We start from the raw sequence: 22,984 nt of genomic DNA on the forward strand, positions 1-22,984 counted from the left end.
TTATGCGTTGGAAATTTCGGTCAGGGTGGCGTCGACGCGGTCGATCAGCAGATCGACTTCGTCTTCGGTGATGCAGATCGGCGGCGCGAAGCCCAGCGTTCCGTCGTTGAAGGCGCGGAAGATGATGCCGTTGCGATAGCCGATCTCGGCCAGGCGGGGGCCGATGCGGGCCTCGGCGGGGAATTTCGCCTTGGTCGCCTTGTCGCTGACCAGCTCAATCGCCGCCAGCAGGCCCTTGCCGCGCACCTCGCCCACCAGCGGGCGGTCGCGGAACTCGGCCAGGCGTCGGGTGAAATAGGCGCCGACGCTGTGGGCGTTGTCGATCATCCCGCCGCGATAGAGCTTCAGCACCTCAAGTCCCACGGCGGCACTGACGGGATGGCCGGAATAGGTCAGCCCATGGCCCAACGCCACGCCTTCGGGCGCGCCGTCGGCGATCACCTGATAGACCCGATCCGCCATCAGCACCGCGCCCATCGGCGCATAGCCCGAGGTCAGGCCCTTGGCGATGGTGATGAAATCCGGCGTCAGCCCTTCGTGTTCGCAGGCGAAGATCGGGCCGGTGCGGCCGAAGCCGGTGATGACCTCATCGACGATGAACAGGATGTCCAGTTCCCGGCAGGCTTCCTGCATCGCCTTGGCGAAACCGGCGGGCGGCACGATGACGCCGCCGGACCCTTGGATCGGCTCCATGATGAAGGCGGCCACGTTTTCCGCGCCCAGTTCCGCCACCTTGTCGCGGAAGGATTGCACCACCGCGGCGCTGACCGCATCGCCGTCCGGCCCGGCCGGGTGGCGATAGGGGTTGGGCGACGGGATATGGTGCTGGCGCGCGCCCGGCACGTCGAAGCCTTCGTGGAACAGCGGCAGCGCCGTCAGCCCCGACCCGGTGGACGACGAACCATGATAGCCCGATTGCAGCGCGATGAAGTTCTTCTTCGCAGTCTGGCCGCGCGCGTTCCAATAGTAACGCACCAGCCGGATCACCGAATCCACCGCATCCGACCCGCCCAGCGTGAAGAACACATGATCGACCCCTTCCGGCGCCAGCTCGGCCAGTTCGGCGGCCAGGCGGATTGCCGGTTCGCTGCCGAAATGGAAATAGCCCGTCGCATAGGGCAGCCGCATCATCTGTTCTGCCGCCGCATCAACGATGCTTTTATGGCCATAGCCCGCGTTCACGCACCACAGCCCGGCAAAGCCGTCCAGCAGGCGGTTGCCGGCGCTGTCGGTCAGAAAACAGCCCTGCCCCGACTGAAGGATCGTCACGCCGCGCCGTTCATGCTCGCGCAGCGAGACGACGGGATGGATCAGATGAGCCTTGTCCAGGGCTTCAAGCGAATTGGCCAGCATCGGAGTTCCCTTTCTACCTGCCGCTTTCACCCGCAATAAGCCATGAAAACGGTATCATTTTTTCCCTATTCCAGCGCCTGTTCGGCATCGCATGACAAATTCGCCTGCCATGCAGCAGGAAATGTCATGATTCCCGCACGGCCTCGAACTGGGCGCAGGTGCGTCTCCACAATTCCAGATAGGCGTCGCGGGTCATGTAGGCGGCATGGGCGGTCAAGGTCACGTCCTGGCGACCGGGCAGCGGGTCGTCGGGCGACAGGGGTTCGGCGTCGAACACGTCCGTCGCCAGGTGGCCCGCCTGCCCGCTGTCCAGGGCGGCGATCAGCGCGGCGGGATCGATCAGCTGCGACCGGGCGGTGTTGACCAGCAGAAAGCCCGGCGCGGGCAGTGCCAGCCGGGCGGAGTCCAGAAAGCCGCGCGTCGCCTCGGTCAGGGCCAGGTGCAGCGACACCACCTCGGCGCCGTGCAGTGCCTGGTCCAGGTCGGCGCAGAACAGCGGGTGGTCCAGCGGACTGCGATTCCAGCCCGCCACCCGCATCCCGAAAGCGGCGCAGCGTTCCGCGAAGGCCTGCCCGATGCCCCCCATGCCCAGCACAGCGACCTTGCGGCCAGCAAGCTGCATACCGCCGCGCGGCTGCCAGACGCCCGCGCGGATGTCGCGGTCCATCCGCGCCACCTGCCGCGCCCCGGCCATCATCAGCGCGAAGGCATGTTCCGCAACCGCCACCGAACCATAGCCGGGCGTCGTCAGCACCGGCACGCCCCGCGCCCGCGCCAGGGCGGCGTTGACATAGGTGCCCGCGCCCGTGCCCATGAAGACGATGGCGCGCAGGGTCGGCGCCTGGGTCAGCACCGCGTCGGGGATCACCGTATGTTCGACCATCAGCACCTCGGCATCGCGGGCCATGGCCAGGATCGCCCCGTCGTCGGGATCGCCGCGATGAATGCGCACGCCCGGCGGCACCGGCGCCGCGCCCGAATCGAACAACCGGGCCAGTTCCGGGGTGCAGTCGATGAACCAGGCTTTCATGCGCGTCTCCTGCGGCTGTGTCGGCGACACTCTAGCCCAGGTGGCGCGACAGATTCCGTCGACCTGCCTGGCCGCCGCGACACCATGCGTCGCGCGGGCCGTCATGTTCGCTACAAAAATCCGGTCCCGCTGGATTAGAACCGATGCCACACGAAACAGGAGAAGCGGCATGGCACGGACTGCGGATTTCATCGTCATCGGCGGCGGGATCGCCGGGATCTCGGTAGCTTACGAACTGCTGCCCCATGGCAGCGTCGCGGTGCTGGAACAGGAAAGTGCGACCGGCTATCACTCGACCGGGCGGTCGGCCGCTGTGATGTCCGAGAACTACGGCCCCCGGCTTTGGAGCCGCCTTGTCACCGCCACGCGCGGCTTTCTGGAAAACCCGCCGGACGGCTTTACCGATCTGCCGCTGGTCACCGACCGGGGCGCGCTGTTCCTGGCCCAGGCGCACGAGACCGGACAGCTTCAGGCGCAGTATGACGACCTGATCGCACGCGGCGCCAGGGTCGAACTCATGCCCGCCGCCGATGCGCTGCGCTATTGCGAGGTGCTGCGGGCCGACAAATACGCCACCGCCATGTATGAGCCCGACTGCAAGGACGTGGACACGAACGAACTGATGATGGGTTATCAGCGCCGCATCCGCGCGGCGGGCGGCGCGGTGGTGACGGACGCGCGCGTGACGGCGATCCACCGCGCCGCGAACGGCTGGCGGGTCGACACCACGGCGGGCGAATTCCACGCCGGCACCCTTGTCAACGCCGCCGGTGGATGGGTGCAGCAGGTGGCCGAGATGGCGGGCCTGGGCTATCGCAACGTGGTGCCCTTCCGCCGCACCGCCGTCACCTTCGACGCACCCTCGGGCAGCAACCTGCATCACTGGCCGATGACCTTCGACGTGGCCGAGACCTTCTATTTCAAGCCCGAGGCGGGCAAGGTCATGGTCTCGCCCGTGGACATGGCGGCGTCGGCCCCCTGCGACGCCCAGGCCGACGAGATGGAGGTCGCCATCGCCATCGACCGGATCGAGACCTTCACCACGATGAAGGTGGCGCGGCTGTCCCACAAATGGGGCGGCTTGCGGACCTTCGCGCCCGACCACGAGCCGGTGATCGGTGCCGACCCGCAGGACGCGGGCTTCATCTGGCTGGCCGGCCAGGGCGGCAACGGCGTGATGGCCAGCGCGGCCTCGGCCCGGCTGGCGGCTTCGCTGGCGGTGGGCCAGGGAATCCCCGCCGACATCGCCGCGCTTGGCATCACCGAGGACGCGATCTCTCCGGGCCGCAGTTGCGTGCTGGCCAACGAAGATGTGCAGGTCGGGTCGGCCGAAGCGATCTATGGGGCCGACTAGCAAGGCCCCTGCCCGCCGCGCCGCCGGGCCAGGAAGAACCGCAGCATCTCTCGCGAGGCGTCGGGACCGGCGGGGTCGGTATGCGATCCCGCCGCCCGGCCGCCCGACCAGCCATGGCCGCTGCCATGCACGGTCCAGTTCTCAAGCAGCGTCCGGCCTAAGCGGTTCTGATAACTCCGCTGCGTGAACTCCCTGCCCCGTTCCGTCCGGCCCGAGGCGATGCGGCAGGTCAACGGACCGGGGCGCGACCGTTCCAGATTGGCAAGAAAGCCTCCGGCATTGCTGGGATGGACGACGCGATCGCTGTCGCCGTGAAAGACGATGGTCGGCAGTTGCGGCGGCAGCCTGGCCGTGCTTCCCGGCCCCCGCTTGCCGCGCATCGCCGACACGGCCGAGCGCAGCGACCGGATATTGCCCATCGGCACCCCGGAATGGACGCCGACCGCGGCGAACAGGTCGGGATAGGCGGCGCCGATGATGGCGGCAGCGGTCCCGCCCGCCGAAATCCCGGCGATATAGACCCGCGACGGATTGGCCCGCCCCAGCCGGAGAGCATGGCGGGTCAGGGCCGCGATCACCGCCGGTTCACCCTTGCCGCGCGCCTGGTTCTGGGGATCGTGCCAGTTCCAGCAGCGCCCGATATTGGCCTTGGGCGACTGCTGGGGATACAGGACCAGAAAACCCAGTTCGTCCGCCAGCCGGTTCATGCCGGTGCCCGCCGCGAAATCCGCCGCCGTCTGCGAACAGCCGTGCAGCATCACGACAAGCGGCATCCGCCGCCCTGCCGAGCCTGCGGGCGTATAGAAGCGATAGCTGATCTGACCCTCCGGGCAGGCGAAGCTGTCGGCGATGAAGCTGCCCGGCGCCGGGCGCGGCGGGCGGGATTGCGGGGTCTTGCGCCGGGCCAGACCGGCCGCCATCCGCTTGCTCGCCGGGGCCTTCATTCCTGGCAAAGCGGGGACCGCAGGAAGGCGCAGCCGCTTGCGGGCGGGCCGCGTCGCCTTGACAAGCATCTGGAACAGGCCAGCCATCCGAACCCCTTGCGCGCGCCGGACTGCGGCCGGGACAGGGGATCAGTGTCGCATGTCGGGGCTGCGGTCAATTCACGCTGGTATGAAGACAGGGTGACGGCACCCGGTTGAACCCGGCCCAGGACTGCGGAAAGATGGCCGAAACGGATCGGAGACCCCATGGAAAGCCTGGAACTGAGATCGACCGTTCAGCCCGACGGCACGCTGCGACTGAACCTGGAACCTGTCGAACTGCCCGAACCCGGCGCCGGCCAGGTGCTGGTCCGGGTCGAGGCCGCGCCGATCAACCCCTCGGATCTGGGGCTGATGTTCGGCCCGGCCGACATGACCACCCTGTCGCGCGACGGCCAGGCCCTGACCGCGCGGATCCCCGACGCCGCCATGCCCGCCATGCGCGCCCGGATCGGCCAGTCGCTGGCCCCCGGGAACGAAGGCGCGGGCACCGTGATCGCGGCGGGGCCGGACCAGCAGCACCTGCTGGGCAAGCGGGTAGCGATGCTGGGCGGCGCGATGTATGCCCGCCTGCGCCTGATCGGCGCGGCGGATTGCCTGGTCCTTCCGGACGGCGCAACCCCCGAGGACGGCGCGGCCCTGTTCGTCAACCCGCTGACCGCGCTTGGCTTTGTCGAGACGATGCGTGCCGAGGGACATGGCGCCATCGTCCACGCCCCCGCCGCGTCGAACCTGGGGCAGATGCTGCTGCGGATCTGCCAGGCCGACGGGATCGGACTGGTGAACATCGTCCGCAGTCCCGAACAGGTCGCCCTGCTGCGTGGCCTAGGGGCCGAGCATGTGGTCGACAGCAGCGCCGCCAGCTTCCGCGACGATCTGACCGATGCCATCGCCCAGACCGGCGCCACCCTGTCCTTCGACGCCATCGGCGGGGGCGAGACGACCAGCATCATCCTGAACGCGATGGAGGCAGCGACGGTGCGCGAGGCGACGGGCTACAACCTCTATGGTTCGGCGGTGCTGAAGCAGGGCTATATCTACGGCTCGCTGGACACCGGCCCGACGGTCCTGCGCCGGGGCTTCGGCTTCCGCTGGTCCATCGGCGGCTGGCTGCTGTTCCAAGCCCTGCAACGGCTGGATCCGGAGGTGGTCGGGCGGATGCGCCAGCGGGTGGTGGACGAAATGACGACGACCTTCGCCAGCCACTATACCGCGCGGATCACGCTGGACCAGATACTGGACCCTGAAACGATCGCCGCTTATGTCCGCAAATCGACCGGGGCCAAGTACCTGCTGACGCCCTGACAGCTGGCCGCAGGGGCGGACTAGGGTCAGGACCCATTGATTGTGACCTTGATCGGTGCTTCAGGAGGGCACAGGAGGCCCCACTGATGAGCAATCTTTTCTGGCTGAGTGACGCGCAGATGGCGTGGCTTGAGCCGTTCTTTCCCAAAAGCCATGGCAAGCCCCGCGTCGATGATCGTCGCGTTCTGAGCGGCATAATTTTCATCAATCGCCATGGCTTGCGCTGGTGTGACGCACCCCGCGAATACGGCCCGCCTAAGACCCTCTACAACCGATGGAAGCGCTGGAGCCGGATGGGTGTGTTCACCCGCATCATGACCGGCCTAGCCGCCGAGGCGGCTGACGAAAAGACGATCATGATCGATGCGACTTCCGCAGCCCTCGGGTTGCTGTGTCCTTGGAGGTGGTCTGCCCATTCCCCCGCGATGTCATAGTCCCGGCTGAGGGTCTTGAGGCGATGCCGCCATGCATGGCTGGGCTGTAGGGCGGGGTCCGTCACCTTGGCATGATCGCGGACCCACTCGCCTATCCTCCCGCTGGTGGTCTTTGCCGAGGCCCCTTTTGCATGGAACAGGGGCCCGTCTGGCATCGCGTCAACCATCCTTACGAACCCTTCACGAACCATTTGGGGATGCAGCGGGACAATCCGATGACTGCCCGTTTTCACTGACCCTGCTTCGGGCGTGATCCTGATACAGGGGATGCCGTCCACCGTCAGGACATCCGACCGGCGAAGCTGCGTTATCTCCGTCACCCGTGCCCCCGTGTGAGTACAGACCCAAGGAACCCACCGGATAGCGCGGCGCATGTGGTCGGACATTCTATCGGACAACCCCACCCCCGCGCGGGCGGCAGACAGGATGCGCTTGGCTTCCTCGTCTGTGAACCCCCGGTCCCGCGTGGTCTGCCGCTTGGGGGCCTTGACCCTGAGCCCTTCGGTAGGATCTCCTAGGCCCATTGCACGACTCTTGGCGAAGCTGAACATTAGCCGCACCGCTGCCAGATACTTCTGACCGATGGTCTTGCCGTTTAGCCTCCGCTCATCCCGGAGGTGGTCTGTCCACCGCACGATGTCGGCGGGCTGCATGTCGCGGATGCTATCGTGCCCGAGGAAGGCAATCAGGTCGTCCACCTTCTGCCGGAAATCGCGGATCGTCGCGGCGGGCTTACCGTCTGCCTTCGCCTGCTTCTCCCAAGCTCCGAACAGGCACTTCAGGGTCTTGCCCGTCGCATCGTCAGGGCCCGTCTCAGGACTCGTCAGGGGGCGTACAGGGGCTGGGAAACGATCCTCATGGGGGTGCCCCATAGTCGCCTTGAGCCTGCCTGGAGAGCGTCTCTGTGGCTCTGACGGCGGTATCGTGCAGCCGGAGACGCTCACGGCTGGCATCATCGGCAAGCAGCCCGTGCCGCGATAGGAGCTCGTCAGCAACCGGACCATACAACTGTGCTAGAGCTTCTTGCCGCTCGTTGCCTTGCTTTGTGCTTATGGCCTCCTTGTTCTCGGCAACCTGCGTCCAGAACCCCGGCTCTCCGGGTTCCTCGGAAAGACGCCCCGACCAATCGCGGTAAAATTCGCCGCCAGTGCCATAATGGTCCTGAGAGGGATCGGCTGCGGGCCTTTGCGGATCGCCTCCCAACGCGCTTGGTGCTTCGCCAATTCGGCTGCAAAGCGGCGCTTGGCCTCTGTTTCGTCTGAGGTCTGGAGGGAATAGGAGACCTCCCGCTTGCCGAGTCGCTGGACCAAATCGGCCGGAACGCGGGCGAGGAAGTAGAACGGGGAACCGGGTCCGCGCTGAGTCGGACGTGGCATCTGCAAGACCATTGTGTGTATCCCCCGTGTGTAAGAGGGGCCGAACCAAGTCCTTGCTACAGCGTATTTTCTTGTATTTTGTCAAGAAAAGATGGTGCTGCGAGAGAGGATTGAACTCTCGACCTCACCCTTACCAAGGGCATATAAAATTCCCTATTCCTTTCCTCCTTTCATAGCCTTGAGCGTCTTTCCACCCGGCCGATGTACGCGAGTTGAACGGATCATGGTCCTGACATCGCTGTCAGATGTCTCGTTATGGGCATAGATCTTGTCAGGCAATGCGGGGTTCGACCAGCGCCCGGCCTTGGCTGCGGTGATGGGGTCCACGCCCTGCCGGACGCGCAGCTCGGTGTAGAAGCCATGGCGCCCAGCGCTATGCGGCGGCAGATAATCGATGCCGGCATTCTTGCAGGCCGTCCTCCAAGCCTTCAATGGCCCGGTATTGCGCGAGTATCCAAAGACCCGAGGCTCCAGGAGGACGCCGCGCCGGCGGTCCTTCGGCCGCCTGGGCGGCAGGTTCGCCAGCTTGATCGCCATCTCCGGGCTGATGGCCACCCACTGCGCGGGATGGCCCTTGCTTGCAGGCAACATGACGCGCAGGGACTTCATGTCGATATCCTTGGGCGTGAGGGCGACAGCCTGTCCGACCCGGGCGCCGGTCTCGAACATGAACTCGGCCAAGGCGGACAAATAGGGGCTGGCGTGCTGGCTGAACTGATCGATCCATTCCCATGATCCGGGCTTCCTCTCGCGGCGGCTCACCTTGTCGCGCGCCTTGTCCTGCTCGACGCGTTCAGCTGTCGAGAAGGTCTTGATCCGAATGGGAGGGCATTTCCCGGCATCGTGAGCGTTGTTGATGACGGCCTTGACCGGGGTGATGACCTGGCGCAGCCAGGTATCCGTGCTGGCGGTGGGATAGAGCTTCTTGGCAAGGGCCCTGACGGCGCGGGGAGTGATCTGCGCGCAAGGGGTGTCGCCCAGCTCGGGCACGATCTTCAGCAGGTATCGGGCTTCATTTGCCTTGGCGGGATAGAGCATGACGGCCTCGGCGAAGGTAAGCTGCTCTTCCTCGCCGAGAAGGTGCCGCCTTACTTGCCGCTCTTCTTCTTCCCGGCACCACTGCCACGCGCCTGCTTCTGTAGATGCGCCAGTGCTGCAGCGGTAGTAGCCGGTGATGGGAACGCCGTGATATTCGACCCGCCCGCGCGCCCACCAGGACTTGCCGCGCTGATACGGTTCGATCGACATTCGGAATTCCTTTCGGCAAGTATCTGGTCGAGTTGCTCGGGCGTGATGATCATCGCGCGCCCCAGCTTGTGGCAAGCCCCAAGGCGGTTGGCCTTTTGTCTAAGCGTTCTGGCGCTGACCGACAGGCCGCGCTGTTCCATGATAGTGGCCCATTCCTCGGGCGTCTTTCCAGATTCGAGGATCATCTGTCGGTCTCCCCACTATCCCCGCCCTCCATCCACCCGCCGCTCTGCATCAAGGGGTCATCCCGATACCGGCCCGTCCTGATCGCCTCCATGTGGTATTGCCGGTCTGTGACCTCGGAAGGGGACATGCCGATGTAGGCGGCGATGGCGGTGCGCTCGTCCTGGCGGGCGGCTTCCACCGCCTCCCGCACCCGCTCTGCGATCCGCCGGTCTAGTGCGGCTTGTGCATCTGCGGGGGTGGGGAGGGTGCGGATAGCACGGGCCACATAATCGCCTTCATGGCAGCATGACTTCGCTTCCTCTGCCGCCGCCTCTCGCATCGCCATCACCGCTGCGGCTGCGCGGGCGTCGGCAAGGTCGCGTTCGTCCAGCAGGGCGCGCAGCGTTGCCTCAACAGCCATGTGATTTGCTTTCGTGGTCGTGTAGGGACCACGAATATAATCATCATAGGACTTCGCAACGCCGCCGTGAAATTCAGCTAGTCGTTCCACCGCCTCTCGCGTGGTGTCGATCTTCGGCGCGGTCGGGTCAGAGGTCATGGGGGCCTCCTTCTTGCCAGAGGCGTTCATCAGCCTCGCTTTCGGACCAGAGACGGAGGCCAGCGGCTTCCAACGCGGCACGGTTCTCCGGTGTGTCGATGACGTGTTTTTCGGACCAGTTGTCGCCTAGCGCCCCGACAGTGACGCCTTGGCATAGGCGGGCGCGCAAATCTTCATGACCCTTGAACCGCAGGCACTTCCCCTCGATAGACCAAGCGCCGTATGTGCCAGGGAAGTAGTAAGTGTCGCTCTCGATCAACCGCTTGCGAAGAACGGCCCTCGGATCGGCCTTGGTGATGTGACCGTTCTTCCGGTTGCGCCAGACCATATGTCCTTTAGCGTTCAGAACGTCTAAAACCTGACGCTGCTTCATGTCCGCCATCTTGGCGATCTCGGCTATCGTGGCGTGGTCCTTGAATTGCAGGATCGAGCGGATTGCGTCTAGCACGGGTCGGTCACCCATTGTCCGCCTCCCCCACCGCATCGGGGCCGAGCTTCGCTTCACGGCTGGCAAGGGCAAGGGCTAGGCGGCCGAGGGCGTCGTGGAAATGCTGACGCCACGAGTGGTCTTTGCAGCCATTTTCCCACAAGCGGAGGACCGCTCCCGCCGCCTCCACCAGCGCCGTGTTGTCCGTGGGCGCGGCAGAGGTGTCGGGCGAAACTCCGGTTTGATCCGGGGCGTCACCTTCAACTTCCCGCCCCGAAAGTTGAAGGTCGGGCTGCTCGGTCTGGGCGTCGAGGACGATACCCGCCAGTTCATCGGCTTGTCGGACATTGGGCTGCCACTCCCCTTCTGTCTGCTGGTAGATGGCCTGCGAAAGCGCGACAGCGATCCGGTCGCGCAGGTCAGGTTGGGCGCCGATCACCGCCAAGGCAGCATCCGCATAGCCCAGCCATTCGCGTCGGGTCTCATCGCTGGCCTCGGCAAATGCCTCGGGCGTTCGACCCCTGACGATACCTGGGGTGCCGGCACGTTCGGCCTGGTTACGCCACATGGCATGGGCGATCCTCTCGCGCAGGGTGCTGGTGTCGGTCATGGCTCACCTCGATATTGGGGATGGGTTAGGGCAGCAGCAATCATATCCATCGCCACAGCCCGATCATTGAATTGCGATCCGGTCACGCGCGGCACCTCGACAATGATGCCCGATGGACGATGCAAGACTCGAATGACGGTATCCATCCCGCCGACGCCAGCGCCGATACGCTGGTCGATCACGCGGATGTCCACGTCTTTCCACAGATCGTCGATCATCACCCCTCATCCTTCTGGCTAGCATCGGCGGGCCGATCCGGGCAGCGTGCATCCGGCGCAGGTCGTCCGTGTCTACGGGGTCAGGCATCGGGGGCCTCCATCTGGTCGATGTTGCGCTGATAGGCGGTGAAGGTGACGGCGCAGACCCAAGGGTTGGCGTCCCAGCCGAAGCCGCGTTTGGCGTTCAGTCTGTCCCACAGTTCGTGGAACCACAGCCGAGGCGTGACTGTGCGCCAAGACTTGTCAGTCTCGCACATCCGCGCACCCGGCGTGTACTGATGGGCGGCAACCGGCGCACCCTCGGCGACCGCATCATCCTCGCTGATGTCCTGCAGCCGCTGCACGCGCACATCGGTCACGGTCAGCGTCAGGCGGCTGGCCCAGCGGGGCATGTGGATGGAGGGGCGCAGCTTGCCAGCGTTGACGTTCGCCTCGTCGGCCTCCCACCAGATGCGGGACCACGGCGCGATGTCCCTGATGGATGCGCCATCGTAACCGCGCCCGGCGCGCCACGCCTCCCGCACCCACAGCCGGTCGCCTCGGGCGAAGGACGGATCCTGGACCTGATGGCGGGCGCAATGGATCGTGTTGCCCTCGCGCTCACCTTCGTCCTGGAGGTCGCCCAGGGTCAGGCCCTTCACTGGCTTCAACACCCGCCTCGTCTGCGTCTTGCGGCCTTCGAGGATCGCCCGGACCATCGGCCCGCTGAACAGGATCGGCTTGTCACCCATCGCTCCCCTCCGTGGCAGAGGGGCGGGCGGCGCGGGAGGAGGCAAACACTGCCCATTCGCCATATGAAACAGTGCGCAGAATCTTGCCACCGCCAGAGCAATCACAGGCGCTGTTAAAAACAACGGCAAGAACATTATGATGAATTTCGTATCCCACGGGAGAGCCGCAGGCTGCACAGCGATGATGTTCGAGGAAGCCGCAAGAGAACAATTCGATCATCGCTTGAGCGGCTGGGCTGATCTCTTTTGGAGTACCATTCTTCGGCGCATCCGAGGCGGAAATGGGGCGCCAGTGCGTCGGCTGGTAGTAGACATATGTAGCCTCGCCCTCGACGAAGAACATCGGGCGCGTGCGGCCGGGTTCGCGTGTCCGCTTGATCAGCCTTTGAACATTGCGGACACCATGGGCATCTTCAATCTTGGTTTCGACCAAGACACCTTCAGGCATGGTATCAACCGGCATCCATTCCTTGTTCATTGGCAACCTCCATGCGGTGCCGTTCGCACCAAGCCTTGGCTTCTTTCCAAGCCCCCGAAGCCGGGAACGATCGCCATCCCATCAACGAGAACCTGAACCTCGGGATCATTCGGATCATCGATGATCGCATAGCGCCCGGCGTGCATCTCGGCGCTGCTATGGCAGGCCCAGGCGAGAGAGCCGGTGTCCTGTGGTGCGGCGGCGGGCAGGAAGAACGACAACATGCGGGCGATCATGATGCACTGCCCCCTTGATCAGCAGGAACCAGCACGACCTGCTGGCCGTATAGCATCCCGGCCGCCTGGACGGCTTCCCGGCTGCCGGTCAGCAAGATGACATGCTCGCCATCGTCGTTCTGCCCGACCTCGATGAATTCCAACGGCAGCGGCCGGGGTTCGGCCTGCTCACCCATGCTTTGTGGCATCCTGCACCTCCTTTCTTCTGTGGCCCTGCGCGCCTCGCGGATCGTGCAGGTAGGATTTGACGCGCGCCTGGGAAGCCGCGGCATCCGCAGCCATCAGGTCGGCCAGAAGCTTCTGGGGATTGTGCCGGGCCAACATGGCCCGGCGCGTCAGGTCCGGGCGCCCGATCATCGTCACAGCCTCGTCGGCGGTGAACTTCTTCGACCTCATCAGGTCATAATGCTCGCGCTCCGCCTCGGTCATGTTCAGGCGACGATTGTGGGCCGGGCTGGTGCAAGGGCGAACCTTGGCGATCCGCGCGAACTCACGCTCCCGGAACTCATCATCCTCGCGGAAGCGTCTTCTTCTTTCGGCGCCTATCGCCGCACGCTGCTCGGGCAATGAGCGGCCATCAGCCCATTTCACCCCTGCGGCCTGCGCCCATCTTCTGCCCTGCCAGACCGTCTGCCCCATCGCTCGCGCAGCTTGGGCAAGGCACCGACCAGCTTCGAACTGCTCTCGCCAGGTGGTTCCATTGGAGGGTTTTTCGCGACGTTCCTGCGCTTTCTGGCGCTTGGAGGCGGATCGTGCTGCGATATGCTCGGGAGAATGTTTCATGCGCGATCGTCTTCTGGGATGGGTTCCGGCAGCAGAGATTTCGGCCGAATTGGCCGCAGCCGGGCCCGTTCTTCTGCGGCGCGTATCTCGCCAGTTTCTGTCGGTGATGCCGATCATGGGAATGGTCCTTGTTCGTTCCACGTTCCGTCTGGTCAGGGCCTCACCCTAGCCATAAATCGGAAATAATCCGATAGCCCGGAATAATCAAGGATAATTCGGAAATAATCCGATTACCTTTTCAGACAACCAAGGTCAGGCGGTCAGCAGCACGTGTGATCGCGGTGTAGAGCCACCGCCTTGCATCGTTTCTGAAGGTGCCGCTCTCATCATAGGCGATCACCCTTCCCCATTGGCTGCCCTGCGCCTTGTGGACCGTCAGCGCGTAGCCGTAATCGAACTGCTGGGTGCCGCGCAGGTCGTTCTTGTCCAGGTCTTCCACGCCGCCGATGAAGAACTCGCGGCGCACCGTCACATCCACCGGATCGCGTTCAGGAAAATCTTCCGAGGTCACCGTCAACTCCACCTCGCTGCCCTTCGACTGCATCTCAATGACTTCAAAGAGACCGCCGTTAAGGATGCCCTTGTCCTTGTCGTTGCGCAGGCAGACCAGCTTGTCACCAGCCTCCGGCAGGGGACCGGCATCGCCCCGGCCCAAGGTGTGCCGGATCCTCCGGTTGAAAGACGTGCGCGTGCGGTTCAGGCCGACAAGCACCTGATCCGCGCGCGCCACATCGTCCGCCGACAAGGTGCCGCGTTCCACGACGCGGCTGTGGCCATAGGTTCCGGGCCTGATGTCCCTGCCCTCGCGCGCCGCTGTCGCAAGTTGGATGATCGGATTGTCGGCGGCCTGGCGATGGATCTCGGTCAGCATCACGTCGGGCTCGGCCGAGGTGAAGAAGCCCGCGCCCTTGACCGGCGGCAGCTGGGCAGGATCGCCCAGAACCAGGATGGGACGGCGGAAGGAAAGAAGGTCGCGGGCAAGCTCTTCGTCCACCATCGAGCATTCGTCGATGACGATCAGTTCGGCGTCGCGCGCCTCGCTCTCGCGGTTCAGGCGGAAGGACGTGCGGCCAAACTCATCCTCGTCCACCCGATAGATCATACTGTGGATGGTCGAGGCGGCCGCGCAACCGCTCTTCTGCATCATCAGGGCGGCCTTGCCGGTATAGGCGGCATAGAGGACCGGACCGTCCACCTGGCCCGCGAAATGGCGCGCGGTCGTGGTCTTGCCGGTCCCGGCATAGCCGAAGACGCGCAGGATCTGCCGGGACATGCGGCGGTTGCCGTTGATCGAAGCCATGCAGTCGCGGTGCCAGGCGGCGACGGCATCGACGGCCTCGCGCTGGAGAGGGGAAAGGTCGCTCATCGCTGATCCCCAATCCAGGCCACCAGCACGTGCGAGCACCCAAGCATCAGCGCGGCCACATATTCATGCCGCCCATCGACAATGACGAACTGCACGCCGTCCCAGTGCCCGATGGGACAGGGCCACGGCTGGCCCGGCGCGGCGGCCATGCGGCGCTGCATGGCGCGCTCCACGTCTCCAACGGCCATACGGTCGCGACAGGCAAGGCGCACCCGATCAATGGGCACATAGTCGCTATGCACCCTATGCCCCGCAGGCACGGCCAAGCCGCGATCCTCGGCGATCTTCAGCGTCGGGATCATGCCTCGCCCCTCCGCGCCTTCTCGCGCCGGATGGCGGTGCCGACACTGCTCGGGTCGCGGTTCATTGCGCGCCCGATCTGGGGAAGGCTATAGCCTTCCCGCGCGGCGACATAGCACACAATGTCCCGCACCTTGACGACGGGAAGGGTCTGATCTGGCCCGATCAGGCGGGCCAGCGTCATACCGGCCTCGGCTGCGGCCTTGCCCGCAATCTTGCGGATTTCCGCTGTGGCCTTGTCGCGGTTCGCCATGTGCAGGGCGCGCAGCTCGTCGCGGGTGAATGTCGGCGCCGCGCTCATGCCGTCACCAACAGCTTGCGGTCACCCTTCTCGGCAAGTTCGCGCCGCATGCGGTTCATCTGGGCGAGAAGATCGTCGAGGCTGTCATAGTTCAGCGAGCCGGGATCGAACCAGGGTGCTTCGGCAATTTCCTGATGCTGGCGGATCGCGTCGCTAAGCATCGGCGCATGATCGTCACAAAGCCAGCAGCCGTCGGCGGTGTAGTGGCAGGCGTCGCCCGTGCGGATCTTCGCATTGCAGGCTTCGCAATGTCCGAGAACCTCAGCCATCCGATTGCCCCCTCTCGTAAAAGCGCCAATGCGGAAGCTGGCAGCGCAACACGGCAGACCCGCGAAATGCGATGGGCTGACGATCTCGGATGATCATCTCCCGATCGCCGACCCTCCGCGTCCAAAGGACGGCACCTGCGATCAGCCGGTCGGCCTCGACCAGTTCGCAGAAGGTCGCGAAATCGGGCAATTCGGTCTCGATGACCGAGAAGTGCGCTCTGCGGTGCTCGCTCTCTGGCTCGAACCAGACCTGGACGATGCAGCCGGAATTGATACGGTCAGCCATTCGTGGCTTCCTTCTTTGCGAGACGCGATTGTCTGGCCTGCGCACGAGCCGTAAAGGCGGCTTCATGCCTGGCGATGGCATCGGACCTGAAGGCTTCCGCCTTGGCCTCTACCGCCTCCGCCGATGGGCCGGTGAACAGAACGGGATAGGTGTCATAGGGGTGGAAGCGGGCGACATAGCGCCCGCTTGCTGCGCCGAGGCCTTGGAACACATGCAGTTCCGCAGACCTGATCGGGTGCTGTTCGGAAGCCCGCGCGGCGCTCATGCGGACCTCCGGCGCTTTTTTGCAGGGGCAGCTTTCTCTTCGGCGGCCTGGCCTTCGAGGAAGTCGAACAGGCTCGGCGTCGTCACCTCGCGCGCCGCTGCTTCGACGTATTTCACCCCGTCAAGCCAATAGCCCTTATTCAGTTCGACGCCGATGCCCTTGCGGCCCAGCTTCACCGCCCTGAAGGGAACGGTCATCAACCCGCCGAAAGGATCGTAGACCGTCTCGCCGCGCTCGGTGTATTGGGCGATGGCGCGGTCAACGATATCGTACTGGAGCGGGCAATTCTTGACGATGCAGCCCTCGGCCGTGAAGCTCTCGTCTTCCTCGACCCGGATGCACCAGGTTTCGGCCTCGCCCGACGCATTTGCCGACCGGACCTTCTTCCAAGCACCATCATCCTTGACGAACGCCTTCTTGCGTCGGTCGCCTGGCAGATCAAAGGACATGATCCATTCTTGGCGGGTCCGGACCGTGCGACCTTCAATGACAGTTTCGCCTGCGGGGCGTCCCTCGCGAATTCCGGCAATCGCGCTATAAGCGCGCTGCGCCAGCATAGCCATGCCCAGCAACAAAGCCCGCGAAATGCTGGTGGCCATCCATGTTCCGCGATCTTCGACAAGGTGCCCATCGCCCGACAGATAGCCATCCAACAGGGCACGGGCCTTGCCCGCAGGTGCTGCCAGCAGAGAAACCGGAACCTGCTTCTCGGCCGCGCCTGTGCCGCAGCCCGCCACGGCCGCCTTGAACGCTGCGCTCATGCCCTTGAGGCGAATTTGCACGGCAGTGCCTTCGCCGCGCGTCCCGGCCGCGTCACCAGCCATGCGTTCGAAGGCTTCCAGCTTGTCGCGACCGACGCTGATGACATGCTCGCCTCGGGCGCCGATATGGCCATCGGCCAACCATCGACCCAGCAGCCAGCATTCCTGATCCGTCAGCGCGCAATCTTCGACCGGCGGCAGCTTGAGGTTCACATAGCCGCCGACTGTCTGATCAGCGCGCACCCAGTCTGGCGCGGTACGCTCCGCGCCATCACGGCGCCGCACCCAGTCCGACTGTCTGGACCAGACCTTATGATCCGGCGTGAGCGTCAGAGCCGCGACGCCATGGGCGCGAAGGTCCACCACCGGTTGGACGCCGGTATTGCGCACGACCTGCACCCGCCGCCAGCGCCCGTTGTGGGTCAGAACTTCATCTCCAACCGCGACCATTTCGATCGGCTTGTAGCCTGCGCGCGTCAAGACCAGAGAGCCGCGCGCCAAGCACAGATGCATCTCCTGTCCCTTGCGCGCCTGCTCCGCGTTGATGGTCATCATCCGCGCAACATCGGTCCAGGCATCGGGATGCAAACTGTGCGGCGGCAGCAGCATGAAGGTGGGCGGCAGGCGGCCCGACATTTCCAGGTGCTCGCCGATGCGCACGTGATGCTCGAAGTCATAGACCTGGGTCAGGTTGTGCGCTTTCCAGACCTTGTAGACCTGATCAGCATCCAGCCCATCCAGATCGCCCGGCAGCAGCGGCCTGTTGCCGTTCGACCTCATATAGCCATGCGCGTCGATCTGCCATCTGGCCCGGCTGTAGCCTAGCTCGTGCTTCCAGTCCCTGGCTTCAGGATCCCATTCCTTCTTGTCCTTCTTCACCGGCCGGTCGGCGTAGCCATTGCTGCGGTCGGTGGGCGGGCGGCGGAAGATCAGCAAGTATTCCGGGACGCCGCAGCCCATGCGGCTGCCGTCCTTGCACTGTTCCGACCAGCCCAGGCGATAGGTCTGGTTGTTCTCGCGAACGACATCGGTCGTGATGGTCTTCATGCCGAGATAGGCGAAACCGTGACGCTGGAACTCGCGGACGCAATCCATGTGCAGCGTCGAGAGGGTCTGGAAACCGAAGCCGTTGATGCCGCCGGGGATGATCCGGTCCTTGACATGCACTGCGGCGATCCGGCCCGGCTCCAGGACGCGCAGCAGCTCGGGGATCAGGAAGCCCATCTGGCGCCAGAAGTGCGGATCGTCGTCGGTGTGACCAAAATCTGCATAGTTCGGGCTGTATTCGTATTGTGTGCTGAACGGGATCGAGGTGACGATCAGCTGCACCGACCCCTCTTCCATGCGGCGCGTCTCGTCCACGCAGTCGTTGTGGATGATCCGATAGTCTGGGCCCGAGGCCTCGACCCGCTCCACGCCCAGGGCACGGACAAGCGCCTGCTGCATGGCAATCTCGGACAGGCCGTATTCCTTCACGATGTCGATCATCTTCTGAACCATGTCGTTGTGCTGCCGCCATTTCCGTTCGAGCGAGCGTCGCACCTCGCGCTCGGCCTCGGTGTAGATCAGGTCGAGGCGGACGCTTCCGGCCTGTTGGCCGAAGCGCCGCAACCGGTGGACGGCCTGGATGAAGTCGTTGAACTTGAAGCCGATGCCCAGGAAGACAGACCAGGCGCAGTGCCGCTGCAGGTTCGTGCCGGACCCGAGCATCACGGGCTTGGCGCCCAGCTCCTGCACCTCGCCGTCAGCGAACCGGCCGATCAGGTCTTCACGCTCGTCCAGGTCTTGATTGCCATAAACCGTGGCACAGGACGGAACCGCCTTCTCGATCGCATGACGCTCGGCCTCCAGGTCGTGCCAGATGATCCGATGCGCGGCGGGATCATCGGCGCGCAACTCCATCAGCTTCGCGATCCGGTCAGGCAGGCTGTCCCGCTTCTCTCGCGCCGCGGCCGAGAGGTCGACGGTAGCATCGCGGAACATGCGCTGCTGGCCGCTGCGTTCCTGTCCGGCCCCTGCCAGATGGTCGACCGGCAGTTCGTGCCAGCGGATATCGAGCGGCGGCAGGTCGTAGCCGTCATCCGAGAAGGCCGGATCCAGATCCGACGGCTTGGTGACGAACAGCGCCCAGGATGCGACCCACAGCCAGAACTCTTTTTCCTTATGGGACATAAGGGTCAGCTGGTCGGCCTTCTCGCTGTTGCGCTTGAAGAACCGGGTCTTGGCCTGGCCGATATCCATCACGTCGAGGAAGCCGGCATAGGACAGCAGCTCGATATAGTCGTTAGGGCTGGGCGTGGCCGTGGCGACGAACCGATAGGGCACGCCATCGGTCTTGATCCGGTTCGACTGGTCGCGCCGGTCGTCGCCCGCGAACAGCGCCATGAACTCGCGGAAGGTCTTGGTGCCGCCGAACCCGCGCAGGATCGCGGCCTCGTCCAGGCTGACGCCGATGAACGGGTCAGGCCGGACCTTGCCCTCGCGCACCGATTCATAGTTCGTCAGGTAGACGCCCGGTCCATCGACCTGATCCGTGTCGCGGATGAACTTCAGATCGACCGCGAAGGATCCGCGAAATCGCTCCTGCGCCTCCCGGATGAACTCGCGCCGCACGCCAAGGGGCGCGGTGATGAGCGTCGGCTTCCCGGTCGTTTCCGTCAGGACGCGCATCGTCTCCAGCTGCGTCGCCGTCTTGTGAAGACCGAAGGATGCGAACCAAGCTCTTCTGCCGCCGTTCAAGCCCCATTGGACCATCCGGCGGGTATGCGGCTTCAACGCAGGGTTCAGGTCTCGTTCATCCACATGCAAGCCGCCGAACTTGGGCGCGATGGCGGCCTTGGCCTTGAGGAAGACGTCATAGGCTTGATCGGTCATGACCGCCTCCATGCAGCGAGAGCGGCTAGCGCGGTCAGCAGGAGCAATGCTCCTGCGGGGATCGGAACTGACGCCATGGTCAGGTCATTCGCCAGGGCGCGGTAAAAATCCGCGCCGCCCTCGTAGGTCATCTTCAGGGCCTCGCGGCACGGACCCTTGCCGCAGAACAATGTCTCAAGGTCGAAATAGGCGCGATCGCCATACTGATCGCGACCGACATAGCCGGGCATGGTGCCAGTGCCGAAGTCGATGAGGCATTGCCGGATCCACGGGCAATCGGATGGGGATGGAAGGTTCACACCGCACCCCCTTCCATTGCTTCGGGCATCACGGCGCGGCGGTTCCAATCGGCAAACCGCGTGGCGTAGACCACCGCGCCGGATAGGATGCACCCGCCTGCCGGGTGCTGCGCCGTCCCGACGCCCACCATCATCAGGGGCAGACTGCAGAACGGGCATGGCTTGAGGGCTGGGCGCATCATGCCTGTGCCTCCTCGCGATCCGCGACCGCCAGGTGCCCGCAGTTAGCGGAGACCAGGGCCTCGGCCAGCGGCGGGCAGACCGAATTTCCGCAACACGAAACCTGCACGTCCTTCGGGAAGGCGCGCCAGCGGGGCGCATCCGTGTCCTGCCCCTCCCAGACGCCCTCGATCACGTAATCTGGCGGAAATCCCTGGGCATTGAACAATTCACGGGGCGTCAGCATCCGCATCCCGATGTCCACGACGACGAAGGTCGCGCCGTCGATGGTCAGGATGACGAACTCGCCGCCGTCCCAAGCGTCGTGCGCGCGCAGGAACTCGGCGACCTCGCGGGCGCGGGCCTCATGCTCGGGCGTGAAGGGCGGTGCGGCCAGTTCGGCCTGCATATGGCCCATCCGGTCCTTGACGGTGACGGTATGCATCGGTTCGTCCGTCCGCGCGCCGTCGCCGGTCCCGTAGTATTTGGCGAACCACGCCGCGACCGGCATCTGATGGCTGCCGCTGCCCGCGATGGTGCTGATCGGCTCGCGCAGGTCGTGCCCTGCGTGCTGACCCATGCGCGGCCCGCCGTTGTGCTGGGCGAGGAATGCCGCAATGGGCGCGTGCTTGGCTCCGCCCGCGACCACCGTGCCGAGGGGCGCGGCCACATCGAGGGCGCGGGGCGCCTGCCCCTGCCGCTCGCCATAGCCGATCTGAGCCATTGTTGCCGCGATCAGGCTGTTCTGGTCCTTCTTGCTAGCGCAGATCGTGTGGTGGGGGTCGCGCGCGTCCCGGATGCCGCCGCCCTGCTGGGCATAGGTCAGGATGGGGGCGACGACTGCATGGCGGTTCTCGACCGTCACCGTGCGCAACGGCTCTGCCAGATCGGCCGCGCGCTTCCCTCGGCCTTCGGTGTGGCCGTAGAAGGTCGCCAGATATGGCGAGATCACCGCGTGCTGGATGCCGCCCACCGTGACGGTTCCAAGCGGATCGGACAGAGGGTATTCCCGCCGCCCGCCGCTGTAGCCATGCGCGATGCTGGCAAGATAGGGCGCGAGGACGCCCAGCGGCGCGGCCCCGCCCGGCTTCTTGATCCAGCTGTTCGCCGTGATCGTGGCCAGCGGATCGCGCATGTCCTGCCCGGTCGTGCCGCTGTTGAACCGCTGGATGCTGGCCGCGACCAGGCAGGCGTCGGCCTTGGCCGTGACCGTGGCGAAAGGCTCGTTACCGCCGCGCGGGCGGCTCTGCCCGGCGCGTCCGCCGCAGCCGACGATGGTCGGGACCACCACGGCCTTTTCGCCCCGGTGCGCGCCGGTGATCGTCTTGAACGGCTCGGCTGCATCCTCGACCCGCCCGCCATGCGTCAGGTTCACCAGGAAGGGCCGGTCGGCCTCGATGACATAGCGCTTCATGCCGCGCGCGACGCGGGCCAGCGTGTTGCCCGCCAGCGGGCGGACGGCGCGCAGCCCGTGCTTCGCCATGATCTCGGCACCGGTGTCGAAGATCGACGGGCACGGCAGGGACCAGTCAATGCATTCGGCGGCTGTTCGCCACGGCAGCAGCTTGCCCTTGCGGACCTCTGCTGAGGCCGGGTTGCCGTGCGTCGGCTTGGGCCAGACGATGGGGCGACCGTCGCGGCGCGCGACCAGGAACCACCGCTTGCGGATCGTCGGGGCGCCATAGTCGCAGGCGCGCAGCTCGCGCCACTGGACCTTGTAGCCCGCTTTGCGCAGGCGCTTGATCCACAATTCGAAGGTCTGCCCCGCGAATTCCTTGATCGGCTGGCCGTCATTGTCGACCGGACCCCAGGTCACGAATTCCTCGACATTCTCCATCAGGATCACATCGGGCTTGGCGAACTCGGCCCAGCGGACCACGACCCAAGCCAGGTCGCGGATATTGCGGTCGCGGGGCGCGCCGCCCTTGGCCTTCGAAAAGTGGCGACAATCGGGACTGGCCCACAGCAGCCCGACATGGCGTCCGCCAGTGATGGTCAGAGGATCCACATCCCAGATGTTGCTGTCCAGGTGCAGCGTCTCGGGATGGTTGGCCGCGTGCAGGGCGAGGGCGTTGGCGCTGTGGTTGATCGCGACATCGGGCGACCGGCCAAGGGCGGCCTCGATCCCGGTGGACGCGCCGCCGCCGCCCGCGAAGGAATCGATGATGAGAGGGAGATAATCCAGCATTAGTGGACCCACCCTCTTGTGCCGTCGCCCTGCCCTTCGATGCTGCGAACGGCATCGGCCGACAGGGTGGCGATTGCACCGGCTCGGCACATGGCAAGTGTCTGGTCGCGCTCGACCGTGATGCAGACCAAGGCACCGCCGCGCATGTGAGCGCGGGCGGTCACGCCCTTGTCGCCGGTCAACCGGCACCAAAGATGGCTGATGTCCCGAGTGTCGGCAGTGAAATCGACGGGCGGGATCATGGCTGCACCCGCAAAATAGCGGCGCGGCTGGAAGCGGGCATGAAGCCATCGTCTGCTGTCATCGCTCTTCGCGACATGACGCATCTCCATGGTTGGAATTTTGTGGATCGTCCGACCGGATCGGCCGGGGGTGCGGTGCCGCAGGCCTAGAACTGGCCCTGCATCACAGCGGTACATTCGGAAGGGTAGCTCTCGCAGGCCCGGGGCAGCGCGCTATGCGCCGCATTGGTCCAGTTGAAGATTGCCAGATAGATCGCAATCCAGACCAAGGTGATGGCGAGACAGCAAATGAGCAGGTCAAGGATGATCCTCATCACAGGATCACCCCTATCAGGACGGCCAGAACCACTATGACGATCAGCGTCACGCGAACTGCGAACCCTT

General features: G+C 65.0%; 28 protein-coding genes, 1 tRNA gene and 1 pseudogene. 3 read left to right on the forward strand and 27 right to left on the reverse strand.

Going from position 1 to position 22,984, the window contains the following annotated elements:
• Together ACTJI6_RS10690 and ACTJI6_RS10695 are read right to left on the reverse strand one after the other, a co-directional pair.
• Positions 1-1,353: an aminotransferase class III-fold pyridoxal phosphate-dependent enzyme gene (locus tag ACTJI6_RS10690; protein WP_440800513.1), complete on the reverse strand. Its 1,353-nt coding sequence runs from the start codon at positions 1,351-1,353 to the stop codon at positions 1-3.
• A gap of 124 nt (positions 1,354-1,477) precedes the next feature.
• Positions 1,478-2,383: a 2-hydroxyacid dehydrogenase gene (locus ACTJI6_RS10695; RefSeq protein ID WP_440800515.1), complete on the reverse strand. Its 906-nt coding sequence runs from the start codon at positions 2,381-2,383 to the stop codon at positions 1,478-1,480.
• 169 nt (positions 2,384-2,552) lie between these two features.
• Between ACTJI6_RS10695 and ACTJI6_RS10700 the strand changes: the two genes are divergently transcribed.
• Complete coding sequence (locus ACTJI6_RS10700; protein WP_440800517.1) at positions 2,553-3,737, forward strand: NAD(P)/FAD-dependent oxidoreductase; 1,185 nt, start codon at positions 2,553-2,555, stop codon at positions 3,735-3,737.
• Here the strand turns inward: ACTJI6_RS10700 and ACTJI6_RS10705 are convergent.
• Complete coding sequence (locus tag ACTJI6_RS10705; RefSeq protein WP_440800519.1) at positions 3,734-4,768, reverse strand: extracellular catalytic domain type 1 short-chain-length polyhydroxyalkanoate depolymerase; 1,035 nt, start codon at positions 4,766-4,768, stop codon at positions 3,734-3,736. The two genes, ACTJI6_RS10700 and ACTJI6_RS10705, sit on opposite strands and share 4 nt — an antisense overlap.
• A gap of 159 nt (positions 4,769-4,927) precedes the next feature.
• Between ACTJI6_RS10705 and ACTJI6_RS10710 the strand changes: the two genes are divergently transcribed.
• Positions 4,928-6,025 (forward strand): zinc-binding dehydrogenase, encoded by a 1,098-nt coding sequence (locus ACTJI6_RS10710; RefSeq protein WP_440800521.1) that lies wholly within the window; start codon positions 4,928-4,930, stop codon positions 6,023-6,025.
• Positions 6,026-6,111: 86 nt separating this feature from the next.
• Positions 6,112-6,396, forward strand: a pseudogene (locus ACTJI6_RS10715) (transposase); the annotation flags it as partial.
• On the opposite strand, the gene ACTJI6_RS10720 reads toward ACTJI6_RS10715, so the two are convergent.
• The 24 genes from ACTJI6_RS10720 to ACTJI6_RS10835 form a co-directional block, all read right to left on the reverse strand.
• Complete coding sequence (locus tag ACTJI6_RS10720; RefSeq protein WP_440800523.1) at positions 6,291-7,463, reverse strand: site-specific integrase; 1,173 nt, start codon at positions 7,461-7,463, stop codon at positions 6,291-6,293. The pseudogene ACTJI6_RS10715 and the gene ACTJI6_RS10720 overlap by 106 nt on opposite strands.
• 45 nt (positions 7,464-7,508) lie before the next feature.
• Positions 7,509-7,847, reverse strand: a complete 339-nt coding sequence (locus tag ACTJI6_RS10725) for a DUF6538 domain-containing protein (protein WP_440800525.1) — start codon at positions 7,845-7,847, stop codon at positions 7,509-7,511.
• A gap of 80 nt (positions 7,848-7,927) precedes the next feature.
• Positions 7,928-8,012 (reverse strand) — tRNA-Leu (locus ACTJI6_RS10730).
• Positions 7,989-9,083: a tyrosine-type recombinase/integrase gene (locus ACTJI6_RS10735; RefSeq protein WP_440800527.1), complete on the reverse strand. Its 1,095-nt coding sequence runs from the start codon at positions 9,081-9,083 to the stop codon at positions 7,989-7,991. The genes ACTJI6_RS10730 and ACTJI6_RS10735 overlap by 24 nt, the downstream gene beginning before the upstream one ends.
• 181 nt (positions 9,084-9,264) lie before the next feature.
• The gene (locus ACTJI6_RS10740; protein ID WP_440800529.1) at positions 9,265-9,807 is read right to left on the reverse strand and encodes a hypothetical protein; all 543 of its coding nucleotides are present in this window, start codon (positions 9,805-9,807) and stop codon (positions 9,265-9,267) included.
• Positions 9,797-10,270: a hypothetical protein gene (locus ACTJI6_RS10745; RefSeq protein ID WP_440800531.1), complete on the reverse strand. Its 474-nt coding sequence runs from the start codon at positions 10,268-10,270 to the stop codon at positions 9,797-9,799. The genes ACTJI6_RS10740 and ACTJI6_RS10745 overlap by 11 nt, the downstream gene beginning before the upstream one ends.
• On the reverse strand, positions 10,263-10,844 hold the full coding sequence (locus ACTJI6_RS10750) for a hypothetical protein (protein WP_440800533.1): 582 nt from the start codon (positions 10,842-10,844) through the stop codon (positions 10,263-10,265). The genes ACTJI6_RS10745 and ACTJI6_RS10750 overlap by 8 nt, the downstream gene beginning before the upstream one ends.
• Positions 10,841-11,062 (reverse strand): hypothetical protein, encoded by a 222-nt coding sequence (locus tag ACTJI6_RS10755; RefSeq protein WP_440800535.1) that lies wholly within the window; start codon positions 11,060-11,062, stop codon positions 10,841-10,843. Before ACTJI6_RS10755 ends, ACTJI6_RS10750 begins: the two co-directional genes overlap by 4 nt.
• Positions 11,063-11,142: 80 nt before the next feature.
• On the reverse strand, positions 11,143-11,793 hold the full coding sequence (locus ACTJI6_RS10760; RefSeq protein WP_440800537.1) for a hypothetical protein: 651 nt from the start codon (positions 11,791-11,793) through the stop codon (positions 11,143-11,145).
• Positions 11,786-12,271, reverse strand: a complete 486-nt coding sequence (locus ACTJI6_RS10765) for a hypothetical protein (protein ID WP_440800539.1) — start codon at positions 12,269-12,271, stop codon at positions 11,786-11,788. Before ACTJI6_RS10765 ends, ACTJI6_RS10760 begins: the two co-directional genes overlap by 8 nt.
• Positions 12,268-12,507 carry a hypothetical protein gene (locus ACTJI6_RS10770; RefSeq protein WP_440800541.1) on the reverse strand — a complete coding sequence of 80 codons (240 nt, stop codon included), beginning with the start codon at positions 12,505-12,507 and terminating at the stop codon, positions 12,268-12,270. Before ACTJI6_RS10770 ends, ACTJI6_RS10765 begins: the two co-directional genes overlap by 4 nt.
• Entirely contained in the window at positions 12,504-12,683 is a 180-nt protein-coding gene (locus tag ACTJI6_RS10775) for a hypothetical protein (RefSeq protein WP_440800543.1), read from the reverse strand. The genes ACTJI6_RS10770 and ACTJI6_RS10775 overlap by 4 nt, the downstream gene beginning before the upstream one ends.
• Complete coding sequence (locus ACTJI6_RS10780) at positions 12,676-13,407, reverse strand: hypothetical protein (RefSeq protein WP_440800545.1); 732 nt, start codon at positions 13,405-13,407, stop codon at positions 12,676-12,678. The genes ACTJI6_RS10775 and ACTJI6_RS10780 overlap by 8 nt, the downstream gene beginning before the upstream one ends.
• Before the next feature lie 121 nt (positions 13,408-13,528).
• Positions 13,529-14,656, reverse strand: a complete 1,128-nt coding sequence (locus ACTJI6_RS10785) for an ATP-dependent DNA helicase (RefSeq protein WP_440800546.1) — start codon at positions 14,654-14,656, stop codon at positions 13,529-13,531.
• A complete protein-coding gene (locus ACTJI6_RS10790; protein ID WP_440800548.1) occupies positions 14,653-14,958 on the reverse strand; it encodes a hypothetical protein in 306 nt (101 codons plus the stop codon). The genes ACTJI6_RS10785 and ACTJI6_RS10790 overlap by 4 nt, the downstream gene beginning before the upstream one ends.
• Positions 14,955-15,257 carry a helix-turn-helix domain-containing protein gene (locus ACTJI6_RS10795; protein WP_440800550.1) on the reverse strand — a complete coding sequence of 101 codons (303 nt, stop codon included), beginning with the start codon at positions 15,255-15,257 and terminating at the stop codon, positions 14,955-14,957. The genes ACTJI6_RS10790 and ACTJI6_RS10795 overlap by 4 nt, the downstream gene beginning before the upstream one ends.
• A complete protein-coding gene (locus ACTJI6_RS10800; protein ID WP_440800552.1) occupies positions 15,254-15,526 on the reverse strand; it encodes a hypothetical protein in 273 nt (90 codons plus the stop codon). Before ACTJI6_RS10800 ends, ACTJI6_RS10795 begins: the two co-directional genes overlap by 4 nt.
• A complete protein-coding gene (locus ACTJI6_RS10805; protein WP_440800554.1) occupies positions 15,519-15,812 on the reverse strand; it encodes a hypothetical protein in 294 nt (97 codons plus the stop codon). Before ACTJI6_RS10805 ends, ACTJI6_RS10800 begins: the two co-directional genes overlap by 8 nt.
• Entirely contained in the window at positions 15,805-16,077 is a 273-nt protein-coding gene (locus ACTJI6_RS10810; protein ID WP_440800556.1) for a hypothetical protein, read from the reverse strand. Before ACTJI6_RS10810 ends, ACTJI6_RS10805 begins: the two co-directional genes overlap by 8 nt.
• Entirely contained in the window at positions 16,074-19,223 is a 3,150-nt protein-coding gene (locus ACTJI6_RS10815) for a hypothetical protein (protein ID WP_440800558.1), read from the reverse strand. Before ACTJI6_RS10815 ends, ACTJI6_RS10810 begins: the two co-directional genes overlap by 4 nt.
• Positions 19,224-19,708: 485 nt before the next feature.
• Positions 19,709-20,011: a VPLPA-CTERM sorting domain-containing protein gene (locus ACTJI6_RS10820; protein WP_440800560.1), complete on the reverse strand. Its 303-nt coding sequence runs from the start codon at positions 20,009-20,011 to the stop codon at positions 19,709-19,711.
• Between the two features lie 178 nt (positions 20,012-20,189).
• Complete coding sequence (locus tag ACTJI6_RS10825) at positions 20,190-22,358, reverse strand: DNA cytosine methyltransferase (RefSeq protein WP_440800562.1); 2,169 nt, start codon at positions 22,356-22,358, stop codon at positions 20,190-20,192.
• Positions 22,358-22,600, reverse strand: coding sequence for a hypothetical protein (locus ACTJI6_RS10830; RefSeq protein ID WP_440800564.1), 243 nt, complete (start codon positions 22,598-22,600; stop codon positions 22,358-22,360). Before ACTJI6_RS10830 ends, ACTJI6_RS10825 begins: the two co-directional genes overlap by 1 nt.
• Positions 22,601-22,746: 146 nt before the next feature.
• Positions 22,747-22,914, reverse strand: coding sequence for a hypothetical protein (locus ACTJI6_RS10835; protein ID WP_440800566.1), 168 nt, complete (start codon positions 22,912-22,914; stop codon positions 22,747-22,749).
• Between the last annotated feature and the right edge of the window lie 70 nt (positions 22,915-22,984).

It is taken from the genome of Paracoccus sp. 22332 (genome assembly GCF_052045125.1).
Lineage (GTDB): Bacteria > Pseudomonadota > Alphaproteobacteria > Rhodobacterales > Rhodobacteraceae > Paracoccus > Paracoccus haematequi_A.

Bases quoted from the DNA above. Each gene is read 5' to 3' on its own strand.
- ACTJI6_RS10830 (WP_440800564.1), bottom strand. From the start codon at position 22,600: ATGATCCCGCCCGTCGATTTCACTGCCGACACTCGGGACATCAGCCAT.
- ACTJI6_RS10735 (WP_440800527.1), bottom strand. From the start codon at position 9,083: ATGTCGATCGAACCGTATCAGCGCGGCAAGTCCTGGTGGGCGCGCGGG.
- ACTJI6_RS10815 (WP_440800558.1), bottom strand. From the start codon at position 19,223: ATGGCGCTGTTCGCGGGCGACGACCGGCGCGACCAGTCGAACCGGATC.
- ACTJI6_RS10745 (WP_440800531.1), bottom strand. From the start codon at position 10,270: ATGGGTGACCGACCCGTGCTAGACGCAATCCGCTCGATCCTGCAATTC.
- ACTJI6_RS10775 (WP_440800543.1), bottom strand. From the start codon at position 12,683: ATGGGTGAGCAGGCCGAACCCCGGCCGCTGCCGTTGGAATTCATCGAG.
- ACTJI6_RS10740 (WP_440800529.1), bottom strand. From the start codon at position 9,807: ATGACCTCTGACCCGACCGCGCCGAAGATCGACACCACGCGAGAGGCG.
- ACTJI6_RS10710 (WP_440800521.1), top strand. From the start codon at position 4,928: ATGGAAAGCCTGGAACTGAGATCGACCGTTCAGCCCGACGGCACGCTG.
- ACTJI6_RS10760 (WP_440800537.1), bottom strand. From the start codon at position 11,793: ATGGGTGACAAGCCGATCCTGTTCAGCGGGCCGATGGTCCGGGCGATC.
- ACTJI6_RS10805 (WP_440800554.1), bottom strand. From the start codon at position 15,812: ATGGCTGACCGTATCAATTCCGGCTGCATCGTCCAGGTCTGGTTCGAG.
- ACTJI6_RS10750 (WP_440800533.1), bottom strand. From the start codon at position 10,844: ATGACCGACACCAGCACCCTGCGCGAGAGGATCGCCCATGCCATGTGG.
- ACTJI6_RS10825 (WP_440800562.1), bottom strand. From the start codon at position 22,358: ATGCTGGATTATCTCCCTCTCATCATCGATTCCTTCGCGGGCGGCGGC.
- ACTJI6_RS10780 (WP_440800545.1), bottom strand. From the start codon at position 13,407: ATGATCGGCATCACCGACAGAAACTGGCGAGATACGCGCCGCAGAAGA.
- ACTJI6_RS10800 (WP_440800552.1), bottom strand. From the start codon at position 15,526: ATGGCTGAGGTTCTCGGACATTGCGAAGCCTGCAATGCGAAGATCCGC.
- ACTJI6_RS10705 (WP_440800519.1), bottom strand. From the start codon at position 4,768: ATGGCTGGCCTGTTCCAGATGCTTGTCAAGGCGACGCGGCCCGCCCGC.
- ACTJI6_RS10720 (WP_440800523.1), bottom strand. From the start codon at position 7,463: ATGGTCCGGTTGCTGACGAGCTCCTATCGCGGCACGGGCTGCTTGCCG.
- ACTJI6_RS10725 (WP_440800525.1), bottom strand. From the start codon at position 7,847: ATGGTCTTGCAGATGCCACGTCCGACTCAGCGCGGACCCGGTTCCCCG.
- ACTJI6_RS10835 (WP_440800566.1), bottom strand. From the start codon at position 22,914: ATGAGGATCATCCTTGACCTGCTCATTTGCTGTCTCGCCATCACCTTG.
- ACTJI6_RS10795 (WP_440800550.1), bottom strand. From the start codon at position 15,257: ATGAGCGCGGCGCCGACATTCACCCGCGACGAGCTGCGCGCCCTGCAC.
- ACTJI6_RS10695 (WP_440800515.1), bottom strand. From the start codon at position 2,383: ATGAAAGCCTGGTTCATCGACTGCACCCCGGAACTGGCCCGGTTGTTC.
- ACTJI6_RS10790 (WP_440800548.1), bottom strand. From the start codon at position 14,958: ATGATCCCGACGCTGAAGATCGCCGAGGATCGCGGCTTGGCCGTGCCT.
- ACTJI6_RS10785 (WP_440800546.1), bottom strand. From the start codon at position 14,656: ATGAGCGACCTTTCCCCTCTCCAGCGCGAGGCCGTCGATGCCGTCGCC.
- ACTJI6_RS10810 (WP_440800556.1), bottom strand. From the start codon at position 16,077: ATGAGCGCCGCGCGGGCTTCCGAACAGCACCCGATCAGGTCTGCGGAA.
- ACTJI6_RS10765 (WP_440800539.1), bottom strand. From the start codon at position 12,271: ATGAACAAGGAATGGATGCCGGTTGATACCATGCCTGAAGGTGTCTTG.
- ACTJI6_RS10770 (WP_440800541.1), bottom strand. From the start codon at position 12,507: ATGATCGCCCGCATGTTGTCGTTCTTCCTGCCCGCCGCCGCACCACAG.
- ACTJI6_RS10755 (WP_440800535.1), bottom strand. From the start codon at position 11,062: ATGATCGACGATCTGTGGAAAGACGTGGACATCCGCGTGATCGACCAG.
- ACTJI6_RS10700 (WP_440800517.1), top strand. From the start codon at position 2,553: ATGGCACGGACTGCGGATTTCATCGTCATCGGCGGCGGGATCGCCGGG.
- ACTJI6_RS10690 (WP_440800513.1), bottom strand. From the start codon at position 1,353: ATGCTGGCCAATTCGCTTGAAGCCCTGGACAAGGCTCATCTGATCCAT.